The 20,118-nt window shown below is 63.9% G+C and carries 17 protein-coding genes; 8 read left to right on the top strand and 9 right to left on the bottom strand.

The annotated features are described in order from the left end of the window. The first annotated feature begins 420 nt into the window (after positions 1-420). The gene (locus B5525_RS02055) at positions 421-1,356 is read left to right on the top strand and encodes a helix-turn-helix domain-containing protein (protein WP_244567803.1); all 936 of its coding nucleotides are present in this window, start codon (positions 421-423) and stop codon (positions 1,354-1,356) included. Positions 1,357-1,443: 87 nt separating this feature from the next. Further along, positions 1,444-2,397 carry a lactate/malate family dehydrogenase gene (locus B5525_RS02050; protein ID WP_079564388.1) on the top strand — a complete coding sequence of 318 codons (954 nt, stop codon included), beginning with the start codon at positions 1,444-1,446 and terminating at the stop codon, positions 2,395-2,397. 265 nt (positions 2,398-2,662) lie between these two features. On the opposite strand, the gene B5525_RS02045 is transcribed toward B5525_RS02050, so the two are convergent. Both B5525_RS02045 and B5525_RS02040 read right to left on the bottom strand, forming a co-directional pair. After that, the gene (locus B5525_RS02045; RefSeq protein ID WP_079564386.1) at positions 2,663-4,105 is read right to left on the bottom strand and encodes a hypothetical protein; all 1,443 of its coding nucleotides are present in this window, start codon (positions 4,103-4,105) and stop codon (positions 2,663-2,665) included. Between the two features lie 196 nt (positions 4,106-4,301). Then, the gene (locus B5525_RS02040; protein WP_172899802.1) at positions 4,302-5,432 is read right to left on the bottom strand and encodes a GTP cyclohydrolase II; all 1,131 of its coding nucleotides are present in this window, start codon (positions 5,430-5,432) and stop codon (positions 4,302-4,304) included. 174 nt (positions 5,433-5,606) lie between these two features. Between B5525_RS02040 and B5525_RS02035 the strand changes: the two genes are divergently transcribed. Beyond that, positions 5,607-6,383: a RibD family protein gene (locus tag B5525_RS02035; RefSeq protein WP_079572804.1), complete on the top strand. Its 777-nt coding sequence runs from the start codon at positions 5,607-5,609 to the stop codon at positions 6,381-6,383. Here B5525_RS02035 and B5525_RS02030 read toward each other — a convergent pair. The 4 genes from B5525_RS02030 to B5525_RS02015 are packed head-to-tail and all read right to left on the bottom strand — an operon-like array spanning position 6,344 to position 9,594. Next, positions 6,344-7,150, bottom strand: a complete 807-nt coding sequence (locus B5525_RS02030; protein ID WP_079564383.1) for a class I SAM-dependent methyltransferase — start codon at positions 7,148-7,150, stop codon at positions 6,344-6,346. The genes B5525_RS02035 and B5525_RS02030 overlap by 40 nt on opposite strands. Continuing rightward, on the bottom strand, positions 7,147-8,199 hold the full coding sequence (locus tag B5525_RS02025; RefSeq protein ID WP_244567802.1) for a glycosyltransferase family 4 protein: 1,053 nt from the start codon (positions 8,197-8,199) through the stop codon (positions 7,147-7,149). Before B5525_RS02025 ends, B5525_RS02030 begins: the two co-directional genes overlap by 4 nt. Further along, on the bottom strand, positions 8,193-8,594 hold the full coding sequence (locus B5525_RS02020; RefSeq protein WP_079564380.1) for a 6-pyruvoyl trahydropterin synthase family protein: 402 nt from the start codon (positions 8,592-8,594) through the stop codon (positions 8,193-8,195). Before B5525_RS02020 ends, B5525_RS02025 begins: the two co-directional genes overlap by 7 nt. Before the next feature lie 10 nt (positions 8,595-8,604). Continuing rightward, positions 8,605-9,594 (bottom strand): zinc-dependent alcohol dehydrogenase, encoded by a 990-nt coding sequence (locus tag B5525_RS02015; RefSeq protein ID WP_197687896.1) that lies wholly within the window; start codon positions 9,592-9,594, stop codon positions 8,605-8,607. A gap of 95 nt (positions 9,595-9,689) precedes the next feature. Here B5525_RS02015 and mdoH point away from each other — a divergent pair, with 95 nt between their 5' ends. From mdoH to B5525_RS02000, 3 genes are read left to right on the top strand one after another with little or no spacing between them, the layout of a single operon-like run. Then, positions 9,690-11,495, top strand: a complete 1,806-nt coding sequence (mdoH, locus tag B5525_RS02010; RefSeq protein WP_172899801.1) for a glucans biosynthesis glucosyltransferase MdoH — start codon at positions 9,690-9,692, stop codon at positions 11,493-11,495. A 34-nt stretch (positions 11,496-11,529) separates the two neighbouring features. Continuing rightward, complete coding sequence (locus B5525_RS02005; RefSeq protein WP_244567801.1) at positions 11,530-12,246, top strand: FkbM family methyltransferase; 717 nt, start codon at positions 11,530-11,532, stop codon at positions 12,244-12,246. Further along, complete coding sequence (locus tag B5525_RS02000; protein WP_154073018.1) at positions 12,230-13,582, top strand: hypothetical protein; 1,353 nt, start codon at positions 12,230-12,232, stop codon at positions 13,580-13,582. Before B5525_RS02005 ends, B5525_RS02000 begins: the two co-directional genes overlap by 17 nt. Here the strand turns inward: B5525_RS02000 and B5525_RS01995 are convergent. The 3 genes from B5525_RS01995 to B5525_RS01985 all read right to left on the bottom strand — a co-directional run bounded on the left by B5525_RS01995 (position 13,543) and on the right by B5525_RS01985 (position 17,291). Further along, positions 13,543-14,067 (bottom strand): c-type cytochrome, encoded by a 525-nt coding sequence (locus B5525_RS01995; protein ID WP_079564376.1) that lies wholly within the window; start codon positions 14,065-14,067, stop codon positions 13,543-13,545. The genes B5525_RS02000 and B5525_RS01995 overlap by 40 nt on opposite strands. A 195-nt stretch (positions 14,068-14,262) precedes the next feature. Beyond that, entirely contained in the window at positions 14,263-16,518 is a 2,256-nt protein-coding gene (locus B5525_RS01990) for an alpha/beta hydrolase domain-containing protein (RefSeq protein ID WP_079564374.1), read from the bottom strand. A 236-nt stretch (positions 16,519-16,754) separates the two neighbouring features. Continuing rightward, positions 16,755-17,291, bottom strand: a complete 537-nt coding sequence (locus tag B5525_RS01985; RefSeq protein ID WP_079564373.1) for a CAP domain-containing protein — start codon at positions 17,289-17,291, stop codon at positions 16,755-16,757. Between the two features lie 630 nt (positions 17,292-17,921). Here B5525_RS01985 and B5525_RS01975 point away from each other — a divergent pair. Both B5525_RS01975 and B5525_RS01970 read left to right on the top strand, forming a co-directional pair. Then, on the top strand, positions 17,922-18,428 hold the full coding sequence (locus tag B5525_RS01975) for a DUF1697 domain-containing protein (RefSeq protein WP_079564370.1): 507 nt from the start codon (positions 17,922-17,924) through the stop codon (positions 18,426-18,428). A 48-nt stretch (positions 18,429-18,476) separates the two neighbouring features. After that, entirely contained in the window at positions 18,477-20,111 is a 1,635-nt protein-coding gene (locus tag B5525_RS01970) for a GMC family oxidoreductase (RefSeq protein ID WP_079564368.1), read from the top strand. Positions 20,112-20,118 lie beyond the last annotated feature (7 nt).

Here is a 20,118-nt window from a genome sequence, read left to right as displayed (position 1 = left end):
GTAACCGGTGAAGCTGACGACCAGAAGTAATCCGGGCGCTCCCGAGAAACTGACTCCCGTCGATGGCCGCGATGCTAGCATGTGCATACGTCGCGTAAGCAACGCTAGTGTGCGGAGAGATCGCTGGTATTCCAAGAACGCACGTCAAATGGGGATGAATCGACTGGCAGATACCAAGGTATGATGTGCCTAGCCAACGATATACTTATTCAAAACGCCCGTAGAATGGAGCATCCGGCTGCGTTCGGTATTCTGCATACGCACAAGCCGGAATGGGTCGACGAGAAGAGATGCGATCACGATTGCGGAAATGAGCGGCCCAGACGGGCCTCGGATCTCCGGCTTCGTTCGCACCTTTGCTTCTGAAGGCATCCGGCTTCCGGTCAGTACAGCGACGTACAACGACAAGGAGCTTGGACCATGCCGCAGCAGTTGCTAATTCCACGAGACAACAACGGTACTTCGCCGGATCGCGCGACGGTCTATGAGAGGGCGATATCCCGGCCGAATGCGGCCGGTCCCGCTTCTGTTACGGCCTATCTGGATGACATCGGCGAATCGGGATCTGCGTCTCGCAGCCATCCGTTCGTCGAAGACAGGATGACGCTCGCCTTTCAGCACCTCGACGTTGTACTGGCAATTGCCGCGCGAGGGGCCGGTGAAGGCGGCTCCGCCGAAGGCAATGCATCGCTGAACGCCAGGTGCCTGCGCGCGGAATCCGCACCGCAGGAGGAAGATGGCGTTTGTCTGCGGGTTGCGGATGCCAGCGACAGTTTCGATGCCGCGCGGAGCGTCCCTGCCGCCGGGAATCCCGAGGATCCCGTCATCAGGCGACTGTCCGACGCGCTTGCGGCCACCGAGCTCGCGGACGACCGTCATACAGGCATTTGTGCCGATGCCCTGCGCCTTGCCATCGTTACCCGGATGCTCGGCCTGCAATCGGAGACGCAGCGGGCCGAAGAGCAGACCGCCGAGGCCGGCCAAGGCTATGCCGAGCGGCCGCTGCGGGCGTTGCAGAAGTGGCGTCTCAAGCGCGTCGTCGAATATGTCGACAACCATCTCTCGGGCCGAATCACGCTTCTCGATCTGGCGGCGGTCGCCGGATTGAGCCGAATGCACTTCGCTTCCCAATTCCGGGCGGCGACGGGTTTTCGTCCGCACGAGTACCTTCTGAGGCGGCGAATCCAGCGTGCCGAGGAATTGCTGCGCCAGTCCACCATGACGCTGGTCGAAATTGCGCTGACCGTCGGCTTCCAGACGCAGGCCCATTTCACCACGGTGTTCAAGCGATTCGTGGGAGACACGCCGTATCAATGGCGTAACGCCAACTGCGTCAGCGCTCGGCGCGCCAAGTAGCGGCCGATGGGAAACCTGCGTACGGGCGCCGACGCAGCTTGCGAGCACTGAGCGGCCGGCGCGCATCGGCCACTTGAGGAGATAAGCATGAAGGTGGCCATCATTGGCGCCGGCGCGGTGGGCTCTGCGTGTCTGACAGCCCTTGTCATGCGCGGCTGTGCAAGTGAGATCATCGTCATTGATCGAACCTCGGAGAAGGCGCGCGGGCTGGTAACCGACGTCCAATATGGCGCGACGCTGTCGCCATCGGTCGTGATTCGCGCGGGCGACTACGCCGATCTCAAGGGCGCCGCGTTGGTGATGGTCACCGCGGGCGTCAATGAAAAAACCGGCGGAGCGACAAATCGAGGTGATCCGGCCGGCAGGCTGCGGCTGCTCGATACCAATGTCGGCGTTTACCGGGATGTCATTTCGCGGCTCGATGCGGTTGAGCCCGAGGCGATGGTGCTGGTCGTTACCGATCCGCCGGATCCACTGGCCGACGCAACGCGCTTGATGGGTCATGGCCGGGTGCTGAGCACCGGGACATTTCTCGACAGTCTGCGCTTTCGATTTCATCTGGCGCGCCGGTTCGGCGTCAGTGCAAGCTCGGTCAGCGCGCAGGTATTGGGAGAACACGGTACGTCCGAGGTGTTCATATGGTCTTCGGCCCATATCGCCGGCGTGCCGATCCAGGCGCTGCTTTCACAGCAGCGCGACAACGATTTTGACAAATTTCGCAGCGACGTCGAGGACGAGGTCCGATACGCCAACATCTCCATCATCGAGGGCATTGGCGCCAGCCAGCATGGCATCGGTATGGTCTCGGCGCGCATTGCGGAAATCATATTGCGCGATGAGCGTGTCGCGATTCCGATCGGCTGTTACAGCCCCGAATACGGGGTAACGCTTTCGCTGCCAAGCATCGTCGGCCGGGAAGGGGTGGTTCGGACATTGGATCCGGAATTGTCCATGGACGAGCGACGGGGCTTGTTGCGCAGCGTCGATACGCTCAAGGCGGCGCTCGGCCAGATAAGAAGATCCGAGCTGCAACCATCCTGAAATTTTCTTGCGGCCGGCACGACCGGACCTGTCGATCGCGGAACTGATGCTGAAGACAAGTTGATTCCTGCCCCACGCCATCTTGAAGCGGACGAAGAGCCATACCTTTACCTGGTCCATGACGAGAGCGAGGACGACGGCGGCCGCAAGGATGCCCGCGATGATCGACGGCGCAAGGGGCGTCATCAATCTTCCGCCGAGCGCCAGCGGGCCATAGCGGGCGTCGACCAAGCCGTCCCAATCAAGTTGGAGTTGAATGCGCGTCCTAGCGATGCAGGCACGAATAGATGCGGATGAGATCGCGGCCGGCCTCCGGCGTGGCACGGGCGGCTTTCGCATTGGCCGTTGCCGTGGCGCAGGACAGCCAGAAATAATTCCCGGCGGGGTCGATCACGAGCCGGTTCGGGGCGAAGTTCGCAAGCGCCACCGACAGATATGGCGTGGTCGAAAACCAGGATAGCCGGTTCAAATCGGTGGCAATCCGGTCTGACGAGACGAAGCGGGAATCGCCGAGTACCGGATCGGATTCGTTGCCGATTGCGAGCGCCGTGACTGCGGCCCGGTAGTCCCGCCATGCCGCGACGAATTTTCCGGTCTCGACCACATGCACCAGCGTCAGGAGCATGAATATGGCCGCAAGCGGGAGCGCCGCCCGGTCTCGCAGCGTGGTCATTGCCCGCGTCAGGCTTGACGAGGGGAAGGCAAGCCGGCCATCTCCGGACATGGCGCTCAGCGCGGCGACCGCGCCGAACGCCGGCGTGACGATCACCAGCACCGTTCTCAGGTAATAGCGGCTGCTCGCATGGATGGCGTGATCGAACCGTAGCCAGTATGTCGCCAGCACGATCGCCACGAGGACGGCGGCATAAAGACAGGCTCGGTCCACCGCCAATCGCGGGAGCACCAGGAAGAGAATTCCGTATCCGGCGAGTACCGCGAACAGCAGCACGACGATGGCGACCTGAAAGATGGTGAAATCGAAGAAGTGCAGGGCAGCCCGCAGGAACACGCCGGCATAGTATTCGTCGGGCCGAAGCAGGATTTTCGTGGCGACTGCCATCGCCAGGACCACGATCAGGATTGCCGCCGCGCGCAGAAAGGTGGCGTCGCGCAAGCCACGCAGGGCCAGCGTCGCGACGATGGTGATTGCCAGCACCAGCGCGCCCTCATGGGTGAACGCGAGCGTCAGCATCATGACGAAAGCGAGCGCCGTTCCGATGGTAGTCCGCTTCGCGTAATGGCTGATGGCGAGCGCCGGCCAGAACACGGCGTGCGCCAGCCACATCTCGGTCGGGAAGCCGAAGATCAGCGGGCAGAGCAAGGCGGTCGAGCAACAGGCGTAGGCGAAGATGATGCGGCCGCGCGAGCGGTCGGCCGCGAACGTGCCGATCAGTCCCGCGAGCGGCGCGAAATAGAACAATAGCCCGTAGACGACGATGCCGGCGCGGGGGTTGCCAGTCAGTCCGACATAGGCTTCCGCCGGCAGCAAAGTGAGGAAAAACACCGACATGCGGCCGGAGATATTGTGCCAGTGGAACGCCCAGACGTCCTGCGCCGCGACGGCGTAGGAAAACATCGCCCCGTCGGCGTAGAGCTCCAGCCCATAGCCCAGCCCGACGGCGACGAACGCGACCGACCAGACGAGGCCCGTTCCGATCACGAGAGCGCGCAACATGTCGGCGCCGGAACGGACAGTGGGCCACGACATGCTGCCGAAATCTCCTCAAACCGCGTGGGGCTGGAGCATTATCCAGTTCGGTGGCTTCATCCTTCGAGACGGCGCTTCGCGCCTCCTCAGGATGAGGTCTTAGATCCTCATGGTGAGGAGCGCGGCAACGCCGCGCGTCTCGAACCATGAGGCCGCGGTGTACGCCCTCATGATTCCACGCAGAGCCCCTTGTCGCCTAGGACGGGTTGGCCAGCAAGGCCGCCAGGGGATCGAAGCGGTGGCCGGAACGCTCCGCCTTGGCGATCATATAGCGGCGGTTGTCGGCATTGATCGGCGCTTCCAGCGGCATCCGGCCGGCGATGTCGATGCCGGCGCCGGCGAGGCCGTCGAGCTTGGCCGGATTGTTGGTGAGCAACACGATCCGCGTACAGTTCAGCATCTCCAGCATCCGTGCGGCGATGCCGTAATCGCGCTCGTCGTCGTCGAAGCCGAGCGTTGTGTTGGCGTCGATGGTGTCGAGGCCGTGGTCCTGCAACCGGTATGTCCGCATCTTGTTGGCGAGCCCAAGCCCGCGGCCTTCCTGCGCCAGATAGAGAATGACACCACCCCCGAGTTCCTCGAGCCGCACCAGCGCGAGTCGAAGCTGATCGCCGCAGTCGCAGCGCCGCGAACCGAACACGTCGCCGGTCAGGCAGGCGGAATGCAGCCGCACCGGAACGGCGGCCCTGAAGTCAGGCTTCCCGACGATGATGGCGACCGGGCTGCCGCCGATGGCGTCGCGGAATACGACAAAGCGGGTCGAGGTGCCCGAGGTGAGCGGCACCGAGGCCTCGCTCGCCACGATGAGCGAACCAATGGCGTCATCGGCGAAGCGGGCCACGGTATCCGCCTCAACCCGGATGATGTTCTCGTCGCACGCGGCGGCGTGGCCGGCGACATCCGCCGCGAGCACGGCCGGCAAACCGTGCGATATCTTGATGAGCTGAACGGCAGCAATGGCCGCCCGGCTCGCCGGCCTTGCCGCCGGCACGCGATCGGCGCTCGCGTCGGCAACGAGCGCGAGAATGCGGTGTGCGTCGTCGCCCGCCGACAGCGCCAATGCCATCGGCGTTGACGCCTTCAGCCCGAGCGCCAGCGCACGCCATTCCGTGATAATGAGACGTGGTATGATCGGTGCGCAGAGCGCGGCGAATTCGGAAAGCCGCTGCCGGTCGAGGCCCTCCACCGGCAATGCGAGCATCGCCTCGCCCGTTGCGGTAACGAGAACGGGCCGCCGCGCGTGGAATTCGGCGAGGCCGCGGCTGACGCTGGTGTGCCCTTTTCCACCGAATAAGGCCGAGCGCGCGCCGGTCGGTATCTCAATCATTGCCCATACTTTCTGTTCCTGGGTCGTGACCGTGGAACACCGTTCACCCCGCATCATTCCAGTCGCAAATAGACGATTTTTGTGGGATGATGGCAGATAGTCGCATTGTTATCGCAACCCCACAGTGTTCTTGATTTTTGCGTGCACACCAGCAATTTCCCATCGGGCAAATCCGTGTCTTCCGATCGCTGGGAAGACTTCAGCGATCTATTCCGCGAAGGGCGCCAGCCTTTGCCGCGGGCCTGGGCGGATGTGTTCGGTCCGCTGCGCAAGGGCACAGTGGATGACCTCGTGATCGTCGGCCAGATCGGCCAGTCGCTCGACGGCCGGATCGCGACGGAATCCGGACATTCGAAATATATCAACGGACCGGGGGGACTGGTGCATCTGCACCGGCTGCGGGCGCTGATGGACGCCGTCGTTGTCGGCGTCGGCACCGCCATTGCGGATGATCCGCAATTGACGGTGCGGCGCGTCGCCGGGCCTCAGCCGGCGCGCGTCGTCGTCGATCCGAAGGGCCGGCTTGGCGGCTCCGCCCGGATGTTTGCCGACAACGGTGTCCGCCGCCTGCTGATCACGGCGCAGGGCACCTGCTGCGCGCCGCCGTCCGGCGTGGAAATTGTCGCTCTGCCTGTGGTCGATGGGCAAATCGCCCCATCGGCGATTCTCGCCGCGCTCGCCGGCTGCGGCATGCGCCGTGTGCTGATCGAAGGCGGCGCCAACACGGTGTCGCGCTTTCTCGCCGCAGGCTGTCTCGACCGCCTGCACGTGATGGTCGCGCCGATCGTCCTCGGAGCAGGGGGCCCGGGTCTGATCGTGCCGCCGGTCGAGCGCGCCGATCAGGCGCAGCGGATGCCCTTTCGTGTGCATCAGATCGGCGACGATGTGCTGTTCGACTGTGACCTGTCGGCTCAGCGCGTGCCGCTTGGTGTCGCGAAGAAATCGACATGACCGACAACGAGTGAGCCGCCCTCGGCAATCGCGGCGTGGCGGCGCTTGAGCCAGGCTATCGTATCGGCAGGCGACAGCGCGCCGGTGTCGCGCGCGGCGCTGGCCCAGCCGGCCAGCAGTTCGGCCTGGATGTCGAGGTCATGCGGTCCCATCGCCCAGTCGGACGTGGCGTGTGCCACGGAATAGCCGAGTGCTTCGAACCGCGCGATGGCGAAAGTGGCGGCCGATGGCCCGAGCGCCGGCCCAAAGCCCTTGTCGGTGCGCTGATGCGCGTTCACCGCGGCGACGATGTCGGCGTCGCGCGGATCCGATGGTGTGAACGCGATCCGCCCGTCATAGCTCAGCGCCGCGTAAAGCGGGATCGCGCGCGTGGCGATCTCGACCGCGAGCCGGTCCAGCCAGCTTTCGGAGACGAGATCGAGCAGGGCCGAGGTCGCCACCAGATCGAGCGGCCCGTCGAGTGCGGCCTCGAGATCGCGGTTGAGGTCGAGCGGGACGGCAGTGATGGTCGCATGCTTAGCGAGCGGCATAGCCACGGCGCGCGCCAGCAGGCCGAGATCATTATCGATCAGCTTCCAGTTCTGCCGCGCCGGCAGAAGCGGGCTCAGCGCGCGCACGGTCGAGCCGGTGCCGGAGGCGAGATCGACAATCCGCACCGAGGAAAGCCGCTCGAGCGAGGCCGCGACATCGTCGAGTACGGCTGGATTACGCGCGCGCAAATCGTAGGGCTCGCGCAGCGTCAGCCAGTCGGCGGAGAAGCTGCTCATGCGAGCCGCTCCAGAGCGCCGGCAAAGATTTTCGCGGACTGCCGCCAGGTCGGAAGCTGCGGTGCTGCGGCGCGCGCGGCTTCGGCCAGCCGCCGTCGCAGGGCGGCATCGCCGATGACGCGGCGCAGCGCCTGTGCCAATGCCTCGATATCACCTGGCGCGACCAGCAGGCCGGCGTCCGGCGGGACGGTGTCCGGGATCGCACCTGCAGTACTGCCGATGACGGGCAGGCCGTGTGCGATCGCCTCGGCATAGGCCATGCCATAGCCTTCGAAACGGGAGGCGAGGACAAATAGATCGGCTTCCGTGTAGAGCGCCGCGAGGCGCTCCGGCGATACCGCACCAAGCGCTGCAATCCGATCTCCGAGCGCGTAGCACGCAATGTCGGTATCAAGCCGCGCGGTCGCATTACGGTCGCGGGTGCGGTCACCGGCAATTGCTAGCCGCCACGGCAGATCGATGAGCGTCGCCAAAGCCGCGATCAGCACGTCAAAGCCCTTGCGAGGCACCACCGCGCCGACCGACAGCAGCCGGACGATGTCGCCATGGCTGCCTTGCGCCAAAGGCACCGGATCGCTGCCCGGCCTCGCAACCAAGATGCGCTCGGCCGGCACACCGTAGTCGGAGACGACCAGGCTTGCCGTGGCAGCGCTGGTGACGACAACGCTCTTGACGGCGGCAAGCGCGGCTCGTTCACTTCGACGCAACGCGTCGGCCTGTGCCGCCGACAATCCCCATTCCAGCGCCAGCGGATGATGCACCAGCGCCAGCAGCGGATTGCGGGCGGCGAGCCGCAAGGCGGCTTCCGGCAATACGCCGAGCGCCAGGCCATCGATGACGATCGGGCGGCCGGCGGGCACGGCGGATAGTTGCGTCTGCGCTTCCGCGCGCGTCGCTTCGTCGGGCCATGGAAAGCCTTCGCCGAGGTCGAGGTGATCAATCTGCCAGCCGAGATCGCCGAGTTCGGCCATCATGCGCCGGTCGTAGCCGTACCCCCCGGTCGGAGTTGCCAGATCACCGGGAACGGCGAACGCAAAACGCCCTACCACAAATCCGCCTCGTACCAGGCGCGCGCGACATGCGACTCCGAGATGGTGACGCGGATCGCCTTCAGTTCGCGTCCGATGCGGCCGAGCTCGCCGGCGCGGGCGTCCCTGGCGAGCGCATCGTAAATATGCTTGGTGAGAAATTCGGTGGTGGTGTTGCTGCCCTTGAATTGGGGCACGTCGTCGAGGTTGCGATAGTTCAGCGCCGCCAGTACGGCCTTCAGCGCGTCATGCGCCCGGCCGATGTCGATGACGATGCCGTTACTGTCGAGCGTCTCGGCGATGAAGGCCGCGTCGACGACGAAGGTGGCGCCGTGCAGCGCCTGCGCCGGGCCGAACACGGCGCCGCGGAACGAATGGGCGATCATGATGTGGTCGCGAACTTCAACGGCGAACAAGGGACCTCCTTCAGGAATAAGTAATGGGCTGGCAGAGTATGCCGCTTCCAGCGTCGAGAATATCGGGCAGCCGCCGCGGCAGATCAACAAACGCAATCGCCGGCGCCAGCAGCGCGTCAAGCCGGGCATCGGCGAGCAACGCGAGCGCAGCGGCAAGCCGCCGGGCGTGCGTCCAGCGCGGCCGGTGCGACGGCGCGATTCGCCCGACCTGGCTCGACACCAGTCGCAACCGGCGGCTGTGGAAGGCGCCACCGAGGGGTGCTGTCACCGGCGCGTCGCCGTACCAGCTCATTTCGAGCACGATTGCCTCCTCACCGGCGAGCGCCAGCGCCGTGCCGAGTCCGCTCCCGTTGCCGCTGGCGTGCACGACGAGGTCGCAGTCGCCCTTGGCCGTTTCCGGTCCCGCAAAGCTAACCCCGAGGGCCCGTGCCAATTCCGCGCGTGCGGGGTTGACGTCGACAAGCGTCACCTCCGCGCCGGGAAGCCGTCCGCACAGATACGCAACCAGAGATCCGACCACGCCGGCGCCGACGATGGCGATGCGGTCGGCCGGACCCGGCGCCGCATCCCAGACCGCATTGAGCGCGGTCTCCATGTTGGCGGCCAGCACCGCGCGTTGCGGCGGCAGGCTCTCCGGCAGCAGGATGGCGGCGCTCGCGGGTATGTTGAACAGGTCCTGGTGCGGGTGCAGCGTGAAGACCGTGCGTCCGCGCAAGCCCTCCGTGCCACCTTCGATCCGGCCGACGGTGGCATAGCCATATTTCACCGGAAACGGAAAATGGCCGGCCATGAAGGGCGCGCGCATACGCTCGAATTCGCTCTCTGGCACCCGCCCGGCGAACACCAGCGCTTCGGTGCCGCGGCTGAGCGCGCCGTGGAGCGCCCGCACGCGCACTTCGTCGGCGCCAGGCGGCGCGAGCGTTTCCTGGCGGATCTCGGCTTGCCCGCACGCGCTATACCAGAGCGCCTGGGCAACCTCATTGGTCCGGCTGATCGCCAATTTCTTTTATCCCTGGCTTGGAATTCCTGGACGGTTGTCGTGTTATATCATCGAGCAAGCATTGTCTGCCCGCGCGAGTGGAAGCCGTACCCTTTGTGTTAGAACGTTCCCCATCTCAAGCCATCGAGGCCGACGCCGCCGGACCCGATATTTTCCGCCGGCGGGTGCTGTTTGTCGTCCTGTTCGCCTTCACCATGGCCGGATCGCTGGCGCTTGCCGCGCTGGCGCTGACGCCGGGTGGCTTTGACACGATCGACATCGCGCTGCTGGCGCTGTTCGCGGTGACGCTGCCCTGGATGGTGGCGGGATTCTGGAACGCCGTGATCGGGTTTCTGATCATGCGGTTTGCCGCCGATCCGATCGCTGCGATCATGCCGACGGCGGCGCGCATCCGCGGCGACGAGCCGGTGACGGTCTCGACCGCGATACTGTTATGCATCCGTAACGAGTTGCCGGAGCGGATGATCCGCAATCTCGAGCCGATGCTCGCGGGCCTCGACACGGCCGCCTGCGGCGAGCGCTTTGTTCTTTATGCTCTCAGCGATACCAGCGATGCCCGGATCGCTGCCAGCGAGGAGGCCTGCTTCGCGGCGCTCGCCGCGCGCTGGCGCGGCCGGGTCGCGATTATCTATCGGCGCCGTACGGTCAACACGGCCTACAAGGCAGGCAACATCCGTGAGTTCTGCGAGCGCTGGGGCGGCCAGCATGAATTCGCGGTGACGCTCGACGCCGACAGCTTCATGACCGCGGATGCCGTTCTCCGCCTGGTTCGCATCATGCAGGCCGATCCCAGGCTCGGTATTCTGCAAGGGCTGATCGTCGGGCTGCCATCGACCAGCGCATTCGCGCGTGTCTTTCAGTTCGGCATGCGGCTTGGGATGCGGTCCTACACCGTCGGCAGCGCCTGGTGGCAGGGCGATTGCGGGCCCTATTGGGGCCATAACGCGGTGCTGCGGCTGAAGCCGTTCATCGCGCATTGCGCGCTGCCGGTTCTGTCCAGGGACGGCGTGGAAGACTGCCATATCCTCAGCCACGACCAGATCGAAGCGGCGCTGATGCGCGCGGCCGGCTACGATGTGCGCGTTTTGCCGCAGGAGGATCTGGGCTGGGAGGAAAATCCGCCGACCCTGCTGGAATTCATCCGCCGTGATCTGCGCTGGTGCCAGGGCAACATGCAGTATTGGCAGTTTCTCGGGCTTCCCGGCCTCAAGCCGGTGAGCCGCTATCAACTGGTGTTGGCGATCCTGATGTTCATCGGCTCTCCGGCCTGGATCGGGCTGCTCGTTCTCGGCACGCTTGCGGTCGCATACTCCGATACGCCCGCAAGCTTCATGCGCGCCGACGCCGGCATGGCGCTGTTCGTCTGCGTTCTCGTGATGTGGTTCGCGCCGAAGATCGCGAGCGCCATCGACATCCTGCTGCATCCAAAACTTCGCCGCGGGTTTGGCGGCGCCGGACTGTTCAGCGTCAACTTCGTCATCGAAACCCTGTACTCGATCCTGCTATGTCCGATCCTGTGGTTCGGCCATACGATCTTCCTTGCGGGCCTGTTGTTCGGCCGGGAAATCGGCTGGATCGGACAGACCCGTGACGATCACGCGGTGCCGTTCACGCTGGCGCTGCATAATCTATGGCCGCACACCCTGCTCGGATGCTTGGCGCTCGGCCTGCTGGCGACGACGCAACCGGCGGCGATTCCCTATGCGTTGTTTCTCGCCGGCGGGCCAGCCTTGGCGATCCCGTTTGCCGTGATGAGCGCGTGGCCCTGGCTCGGCAATTTTGCCGCGAGGATCGGCATCGGCCGGCTGCCCGAGGAGACCGAGAGGCCGGCGGCGCTGATGGTCCTGGCGCTGCCCGCGATCGAGGCGGCGGCGCCGTCGCGCCAGCCAAGCGCGGTCTGAGGCGATGTTCGAAGGCCTCAGGACCGCGTCCGGTTTGCTACGGTCGCTTCGCATCTACTATGGCGACAGGTCGCGCGCCGCGGCGATGGACCGGCTCTATGGCGGCTTCGTGCGGCGTGGCGATCTGGTGTTCGATATCGGCGCCCATGTCGGCGACCGCGTGGCCTCGTTCCGTCGGCTCGGCGCGCGCGTTGTCGCGGTCGAGCCGCAGCCCGCCATGCTCTGGATGCTCAAGCTGTTGTACGGGCGCAGGGCCGATGTCGCGATCGAGGCGGCGGCGGTTGGCCGCGTGGCGGGCTCGACCTGCATGATGATCAATGCCGATAACCCCACGGTTTCGACGGCGTCGCCTGCTTTCATCGGCGCCGCGCGCGATGCGCCGGGCTGGCAAACCCAGCGCTGGACCAGGTCGGTGGAGGTGCCGGTGACGACGCTGGATGCGCTGATCGGCAAGCATGGCAGACCCTCTTTCATCAAGATCGACGTCGAAGGGTTCGAGGCGGACGCGCTGGCCGGACTGACGCGCGCGGTCAAGGCGCTGTCATTCGAGTTCACGACCATCCAGCGCGATGTCGCGCTCGCCTGCATCGAACGCTGCATCGCGCTGGGTTATGCGCGGTTTAATGCTGCGCTCGGCGAGAGCCAGACGTTGGTGCGCGCCGACTGGGTCGGCGGCGAAGAGATGGCCAGCTGGCTGAGCGGGCTTCCGCACGCGGCCAACTCCGGGGACATCTATGCCGTTCTCACCTGACCGCCGGCAGCCGATGCGGCGACGTCTGTACCTGGCCGTCTGCGCGGTGATCGCCGCGGGCTATGCCCTGACGCTGTCGATCTTCTATCCCGGCATCATGACCTACGACGCCAAATTCGTTTACGAGGATATCGCCAAGGGCGTGCTCGGCGATTGGCAATCCCCTGTGATGACCGTGCTGTGGGGCATGATCGACCCGGTCGCGCCCGGCGCGGCCAGCATGTTCTTGCTGATCGCGACCACCTATTGGCTCGGCTTTGGACTGCTGGCATTGGCGCTGGCATGCCGCTCCACCCGGCTCGCCATGCTGCTGCCGCTGCTGGCGCTGCTGCCGCCAGCCTTCGTCTTTGTCGGGGTGATCTGGCGCGACGTGCTGTTCGCGACCACCTGGCTGCTGGCGGCCGCGATCGCCTTCGTCGCCGCTGGGCGCGGCCCGCGGTTTCGCTTGCCGGCACAGACACTGGCGCTTGCACTTTGCGCCTTCGGCGTGTTGCTGCGTCCAAACGCGCTGATCGCCGCGCCCGTGCTGGCCGCTTACATTGCCTGGCCGATGCAAATGACCCTGAGGCGTACCGCAATTCTGTTCGTTCCGGCCATAGCGGGATTATTTGCGCTGGTGCAGGTGGTCTATTACGGCGCGCTGGGCGCGACGCGGCAACATCCGCTGCAGCCCATCATGATGTTCGATCTCGGCGGCATCAGCCACTTCGCCAAACAGAACCAGTTTCCGGTCAGCTGGAGCGAGCAGGAGACCACGCAGCTCTTGAACACCTGCTACCAGCCGACCGAATGGGACATCTATTGGCGGCTCGAGCCCTGCGATTTTGTGATGCGCAAGATCGAGCGGGAGGAAAAGCTGTTCGGAACGCCGGCCATCACCGAAGCCTGGGGGCGTGCGATCATGCGCCATCCGGTGGCGTATCTGCGGCATCGCGCCGCGTTCATGTGGAATTTCCTTGGCAACGACAACCTCACCATGTGGGTTGCCGACGTCGAGCGCCCGACGCAAAATGTGTTTGCGGACCGTCCGGCCTTCGTCGCGCTGGTCTCCTTGCACGACAGGCTCAAGGCGACGCCGCTATTCCGGGCCGGCGCGTGGCTATTGGTTTGTATAGTCGTGTGCGGCTTCGCCTGGCGGCGGCGGACGACGCCGCAAGGCGCCTTTGCCCTGGGTACATGCGGATCAGCTGCCGTCTACGTGCTGAGCTTTCTCGCCGTCGGCGTCGCGTCCGACTTCCGTTACGCCTATTGGGCGGTTCTCGCCGGCATCGCCGGTGGCGTGGTCGCCGCGGCACCTCAATGCGACGCGGCCGGTTGCACCGTCCAGGCCTTGTAGTCGGCTTCCGAGACCGGCAGCTTCTTCAGGAACGCGACGATCGACCAGATCTCATCGTCCTTGACGCCGGCCTGTGCGAAGCTCGGCATGCCCGTCATGTTGATGCCGTTCTTCACCACCCAGAACATTTGCGCCGGGGAGAGTTCACCGACGACGTCCTTCAAGTCCGGCGGATCGGGATGCAGGCCTTCGGAGAATTTGGCCCAGTTGACGCCCGGCGCGCCATGGCAATTGGCGCAGCCACGCGCGGCGAACGCCTTGGCGCCGGCCTGTACGGTGGCGGCATCACTGATATTGATGGAGGCCGGCGGCTGGTCGCTGGCATTGCGGTTGATCGAGGCGGTGCGCACTCGGGTCAGTGCCCAGGTGACAATGGCCGGGTCTTCGGCGGTGCCCGCGACACTGTAAAAACCTCCGAAAAAGAACAGCGTCGCACCGATGCCGACCAGGATTGCCAGTGCGCCGATCACCGCAAGGAACCGCATGTGAGCCTCCAACGCGTTCGTCTGTCAGCCAAGCGTGGGAAATATACACCGGATAGGAAATAAAACAGCGGCCAACGGGTTGTGTGCCTTACGATATCGTGACCGCGCATCCGGGAAAGGGTTGAGGCCCCCAACTGCAATTCGGGTGGCGAAACCCATTCGCCACCCGCGCTTATTGAGACGGAAATTTATGGTCTAGTGCGAGCCATGATCGTTTCCATCCCCATCACGCTCGTAGACATGATGATAGTGATAGCGAGGCGGCATCCGTCCCTGGCACGCGGGAACCGGATCGGGAGCAGACGTGCTCTCGTTTGCGCCTGGTGCGGGTACGCCCGCGGCAAGACCGGCCTGCAGCAGCCGGTTCACGATTTCCTGGGTGTCGTCGCAGATCAGGAAGCGGTCCCTCACCAGCTTGTCGACCGCCAATACGACCTGCGTCTTGTAGAACCCAAAGGAGGGGTAACGCTCCTGAACCGACAGGCGCGGGTCGTTTGCCGCCGTACGGGCCGCCGTCGTCGCGGCGAACGGGATGTATTGGCCGGAGGCCTCGCATCCGTCGTTCGCCCAGACACCGGACCGCAATCCCCAGCCCGTGTAGGTCGCCAGCGGCACAGTCAGCTCCGGCAACCGAATGCCGGCGATATCGTTGCCATCCTTGTCGGTCTTCGGCACGTAGCTCGGATAGATCGGACCGTTAGCCGGATTATCCTCGTAAGGCGGCGTGATGACCGGTGGATTTATCGTTGGCACAAAGGTCTGATAGAAGTTCGGACCCAGGTTGAACCGATACCGGGTTGTTTTCAGGCCTGTGTAGGTGACGCCGGGAATCTCCGGGAAGCCCACGCTGTCGCGGGGTAATGGCGGCACAAGTGTGCCGTCCCGGAGTTTCGGCACTTGCGAATGCGGCGGTTCGCTGCCGCGCGTCGACCACTCGTCCAGATCGGTCCACAGCGCCCGCTGGACGGGCGCGGAGTCGAGCGGATTGAGGAACTGCTGGCAGACGCCCTTCGTCGTGGGGTTGCCGGCGCCGCCATGCTGCTTGCTCGACAGCAAATACAGTCGTGTGAGTTCATGATCCGGCAGGTCGACTTTTCCCGTCGGGTCGGTACTCATCAGCGAACCGGCCTTCACCCAGTACTCATTGGCCGAATAGAATTCCATCGCCAGCGGACAGGTGTGGGTCTGCTCGCACTTCTTGTAGCGCCAGTCGCTGGTACGGGAGATTGGATCGTAGGTCGGTACGTTCGCAAACGGATAAAGGCCCTCGAGATAGAGGAGTTCCTGACGGTTGCGGTTGGTGCGCTTGGTCTGAGACCAGCGGTAGTTCATGTTGAGACCATCGCCGGCTCCGATCCATTGCATCATTCCGTCGAAAACCTTCCTGTGGTTCTCATCCTCATTGAATCCGAGATGGACGAAGTCGTTGAGGGTCCGGGCCGGCTGCGAGGAGGTCTCCGTATAGATGCGGTCGATGTGACCCTTGATCGGGTTGGGCGCGCCGAGATCGTCATGTGACGCGGAACGCAGGAACGAATTGAAGTCGCGGATCGCCGCAAGACCCAATCCGTTTACCGTTGGGTGCTTGGCAATATAGGAGAACTCGTAAATGTCATTGTTGACGAAATTCCCGCTAGTCAATTTGATCGCTGTGTTGGTGGCGTCGGTATAGGCCCAGCCGCTGGTCGGGACGACGACGGCAGGATCGTCGAGATGGACGCGATGGGTCAAGACGGCGTCCGGCGCGCCCTGGTTTCCTGAAGCGGCGGGATAAGCCAGCGTGAACGTGGCGCCGCCGGTTACGATGTACTCATATCCGGGGCCGGTGAGAGTCGCGTTGTTCGCACCGTGCGCAATCGGGAAGGAAGCCGTCGCCACGGGACCGGTCGCCGGATAGGGAGGGGACAGCGGTCCGAGGTTGTTTTCCCAGCCCGACCACACCGTGATATAGCCGCGGGTCCACAGGAACGAGTCGTCAAGCTCGGTCGCATCGGTGAGTGCGGCCGGGTCGTTGGTGCCATCCGGCGTGTTGTTGAGTGTTTGATATGTCTTGCCGCCGCGGTTCGGCGGCTCGTACATCATCTTGTGGTTGCCCTTGCTGGGGTCCAAAGGCTGCAAAATGTAAAAATTGTGCTGATAGACGACATTGCCGCGCGTGTTTCTCGGTGCGAGCTGGATGTCGGTAATGAGAGCGTTTTGCGGATTCGTCGGGCTGACCTCGCCCGTCGCTACCCCCGTGATGAATTCGTATTGGCCGACGCCGGCGAACGAATGGCCGCCGAAGGCAGTGCCTCTGGACTGGATTTGAATCTGCGTGGTGCGCGCGTCTGCTGCAACGGGCGCTGCGACCAGGATGCTGGTCGCCAGAAGACTTGCTATTCCAGAGTAAGAGAGTTTGCGTTTGTGGGATTCAGGCACGCGCAAGGATAGCGCGCTCGCAATGCGAACCATGATTTAGCCTCCCCTGTTGTGTCCGTTCTTTACGCATCGCCAGATTGGCCATGTCGTGAACGGTTGAGCCAACAGCGCCTCAGAAAGGCGCTGAAGCAGCGAAACGCTAACAGACGACGGGAAGATGCTGCAACGCACTTTGTATGCCACATGCCAGAAATGCGTACGTGGCTGCTAGCGCATTCGTTGAAGTCTGGAGAGAGTTCAACTTCGTGCGTTGTGCTCGATGATCTCGATCAAAAACAGAGGCCGAGGAGTCTGACCCGGCAGGATTGAACAGACGCCTTCCGTTTGGCTGCCGGCGGCGTCTTCGTGCCGGCGGCGACCAGCCGCCGTGGCGGTTCGTAGTCGCCCGCGATCTCCATGGCCCAATAGGTGCGATGAGAAGTAGCGCTTGTTGCGCTGGCGACACCGACACGAGAGGCCTTGGAGAGCAGGAGATTTCTTCGATGTTCCGATGAGGTGATCCATTGATCGAGCGTCTTTTCGAAACTGTCATAGCCATACGCAATGTTTTCCGCGGCCCGCCCCGCTTTCGATGGTGCGATCCGCGAACCGAAGGATCCAAGCACATCGTGGTCGAGCTTATCTCTTGCGGCCATGGCCTTGGCCTGTTCCAGCGCAATCCGATTCAGAGTAGCGTCGATGGCGACGCGTCCTTCGCCGTGCTTCAGGCGAAAGCCGGAAATCATCTCTGCAGGTGAGGCCTCCGCGGCAGCCAGACCGCCGAAAAGCAAAGCCAAGGAAAGCAAAATGGCGAAGTGTGATTTCATGGACGACCGTGTTCGCGACCAACAAGCTCGCCTCGAATAACATTCTTTCTCCGGCTATCGCAATGAGCGCAGGCGCTGGAATCGCCAGGAAACCCCAACGCCTGACCCTCTAATGCCCCGCGGGACCGCCGAGACAAAGGACGCCGGTTCCAAATCAGGGGACGGCAATTGCGTTGCCGGCGCCGTTGCAAAATTTCGGTGCACTTGTGGTTGAGAATCTTGAAGCATCGGCCTTGGTATCGATACCATGGTGGATGATTCCAAGACGGCCAACCGTCTGGTGGCGACCGCAACGTCGGTCAATCCAGGGGACACTATATGCCAGTTGATCTGTTCACAGTTCGTCATCTGGGGATCGCAACGGGTCTGGCTATTTGTTTGACAATGCTGCCAGCAACGGGCCGCGCGTTTACCCAAGACGATCAGCGCCGTCTCTGCACCGGCGACGTTTTTCGGCTTTGTGCGTCGGAAATTCCGAGTGTGGAACGTATTACCGCTTGTATGCGCAAGCAGCGTGCGAGTCTGAGCGAAGGCTGTCGCCGGGTTTTCGGAAAACCAGCCGACCAATCGGCCTCGGCGACCCAGCAGTAGATGCGTACTTGCAAGGCGCGGGTGACAGCGAGACGTGGATTGAAAACCTTCGTTGCGTTGCTGCGGGCCGTGAATGTCGGCGGCACCGGCAAGCTTCCGATGAACGACTTGAAGGCCATGTGCGAGGCTGCAGGCTTTGCCGAGGTCAGGACCTTCATCGCCAGCGGCAATGTGATCTTCAAGAGCGGAAAACCCGAAGGCGGGATCAGGGCGGCGCTTGAGGCCAGCCTGAAGGACTACGCCGGCAAGCCCATCGGGGTTCTGGTCCGTACCGCCGCTGAGCTCGCCGCGGTCCTCAAGGCGAACCCGTTTCCGAAGGCCGCCCCGAATCTCACGGTGGCGATCTTCTTGAACAAAGCGCCGCCCGCGGCGGCTCTATCGCAAATCACCGGGCGAGCCGGCGAAGAAGTCCGGCTCGGCAAGCGGGAGATCTACGTCCATTACCGCGACGGAATCGGCAAATCGAAGCTCAAAATCCCGGCCGCGGCGGATGGCACCGCCCGCAACATGACCACCATCGCCAAGTTGACAGGTTTGGCTGGATAAGCTCAATCGCCTACTGTGTTTTCGCAGGTAGCGTGGGCCAGCCATAGAATGAACAACAAAGCTCCATCCGCGGCTCACGGCTCCGCCGAGACCCCGGAATTCGACTACATCATTGTGGGCGCAGGCTCGGCCGGATGCGTGCTGGCCAACCGCCTGAGCGCCGACGGCAGGCATTCGGTGCTGCTGCTCGAAGCCGGCCCGAAGGACACCAATGTCTGGATCCACGTGCCGCTCGGCTATGGCCGGCTGTTCAAGGAAAAGACCGTCAACTGGATGTACCAGACCGAACCCGAGCCGGGGCTGGACGGACGAACGGTGTTTCAGCCGCGCGGCAAGGTGCTGGGGGGATCGAGTTCGATCAACGGCTTGCTTTACGTCCGCGGCCAGCATGAGGATTACGATCGCTGGCGCCAGCGCGGCAATCATGGTTGGGGCTACGACGACGTGCTGCCCTATTTCAAGAAGGCCGAAGATCAGGCGCGCGGCGCCGACCAATTCCACGGCGTCGGCGGCCCGCTGCCGGTATCGGAGTTGAGCCACGCCGACCCGCTCTCCGCGGCCTTCATCGAAGCGGCCGCCGAGACCGGCATTCCCAAAAATGCGGATTTTAACGGCGCGACACAGGAAGGCGCCGGATATTTCCAGACCACGACGCGGCACGGCAGAAGGGCCAGTACCGCGGTGGCCTATCTTCGCCCCGCCAAGAGCCGGACCAACCTGCATATTGAAACCGCGGCGCTGGCGCAGCGCATCCTGTTCGAAGGGCGCCGTGGGGTCGCGGTCGAATATCGGAAGGAAGGCGCGTTGCGGACCGCGCGGGCGCGCAAGGAAATCCTGGTTTGCAGCGGCGCCTACAACTCGCCGCAATTGCTGCAACTCTCCGGCGTCGGTCCGGCGGAGCTGCTGCGCGGTCACGGCATCGATGTCGTGCTCGACGCAGCAGGCGTCGGCAACGACCTGCAGGATCATTTGCAGGTCCGCGTGGTGATGCGTTGCACGCAGCGCATCACGCTCAACGACATCGTCAACTCGCCGGCCCGCAAGGTAATGGCCGGCCTGCGCTATGCGGCCTTCCGCACCGGGCCGCTGTCGATCGCGGCCGGCACGTCGGGCGCGTTCTTCAAGACCAATCCGCGGCTTTCGACGCCCGACGTCCAGATCCACTTCCTGCCGTTCTCGACCGACAAGATGGGCGAGAAGCTGCATTCGTTCTCCGGCTTCACCGCGTCCGTTTGCCAGCTACGGCCCGAGAGCCGGGGCTCGCTGCGCATCAGGAGCGCCGATCCCGCGGCGCCGCCGGAAATACGGATCAACTATCTCGCAACCGAAGTCGACCGTACCACCAATGTCGAAGGCCTGAAGATCTTGCGCAAAATCCTGCGCGCGCCGGCGCTCAAGCCCTACGTGGTCGACGAGGTTGACCCCGGCGCCAAGGTCTCGAGCGACGAAGAACTCCTGAACTATTGCCGTCAGCGCGGCAGCACGATCTATCATCCGACCTCGACCTGCCGGATGGGCAGCGATCCGCTGGCGGTCGTCGACCAGCGCTTGCGGGTACGTGGGCTGGAGGGCCTGCGCGTCGTCGACGGCTCGATCATGCCGGATCTGGTGTCTGGCAATACCAACGCCGTCATCATCATGATCGCGGAGAAGGCCGCCGATATGATCCTGCAGGATGCCTAGCCGAATT

Origin of the sequence: Bradyrhizobium erythrophlei, assembly GCF_900129505.1 — a bacterium.
In the GTDB taxonomy this organism is placed as follows: domain Bacteria; phylum Pseudomonadota; class Alphaproteobacteria; order Rhizobiales; family Xanthobacteraceae; genus Bradyrhizobium; species Bradyrhizobium erythrophlei_D.
This window is presented reverse-complemented; position numbering and strand designations above follow the sequence as displayed.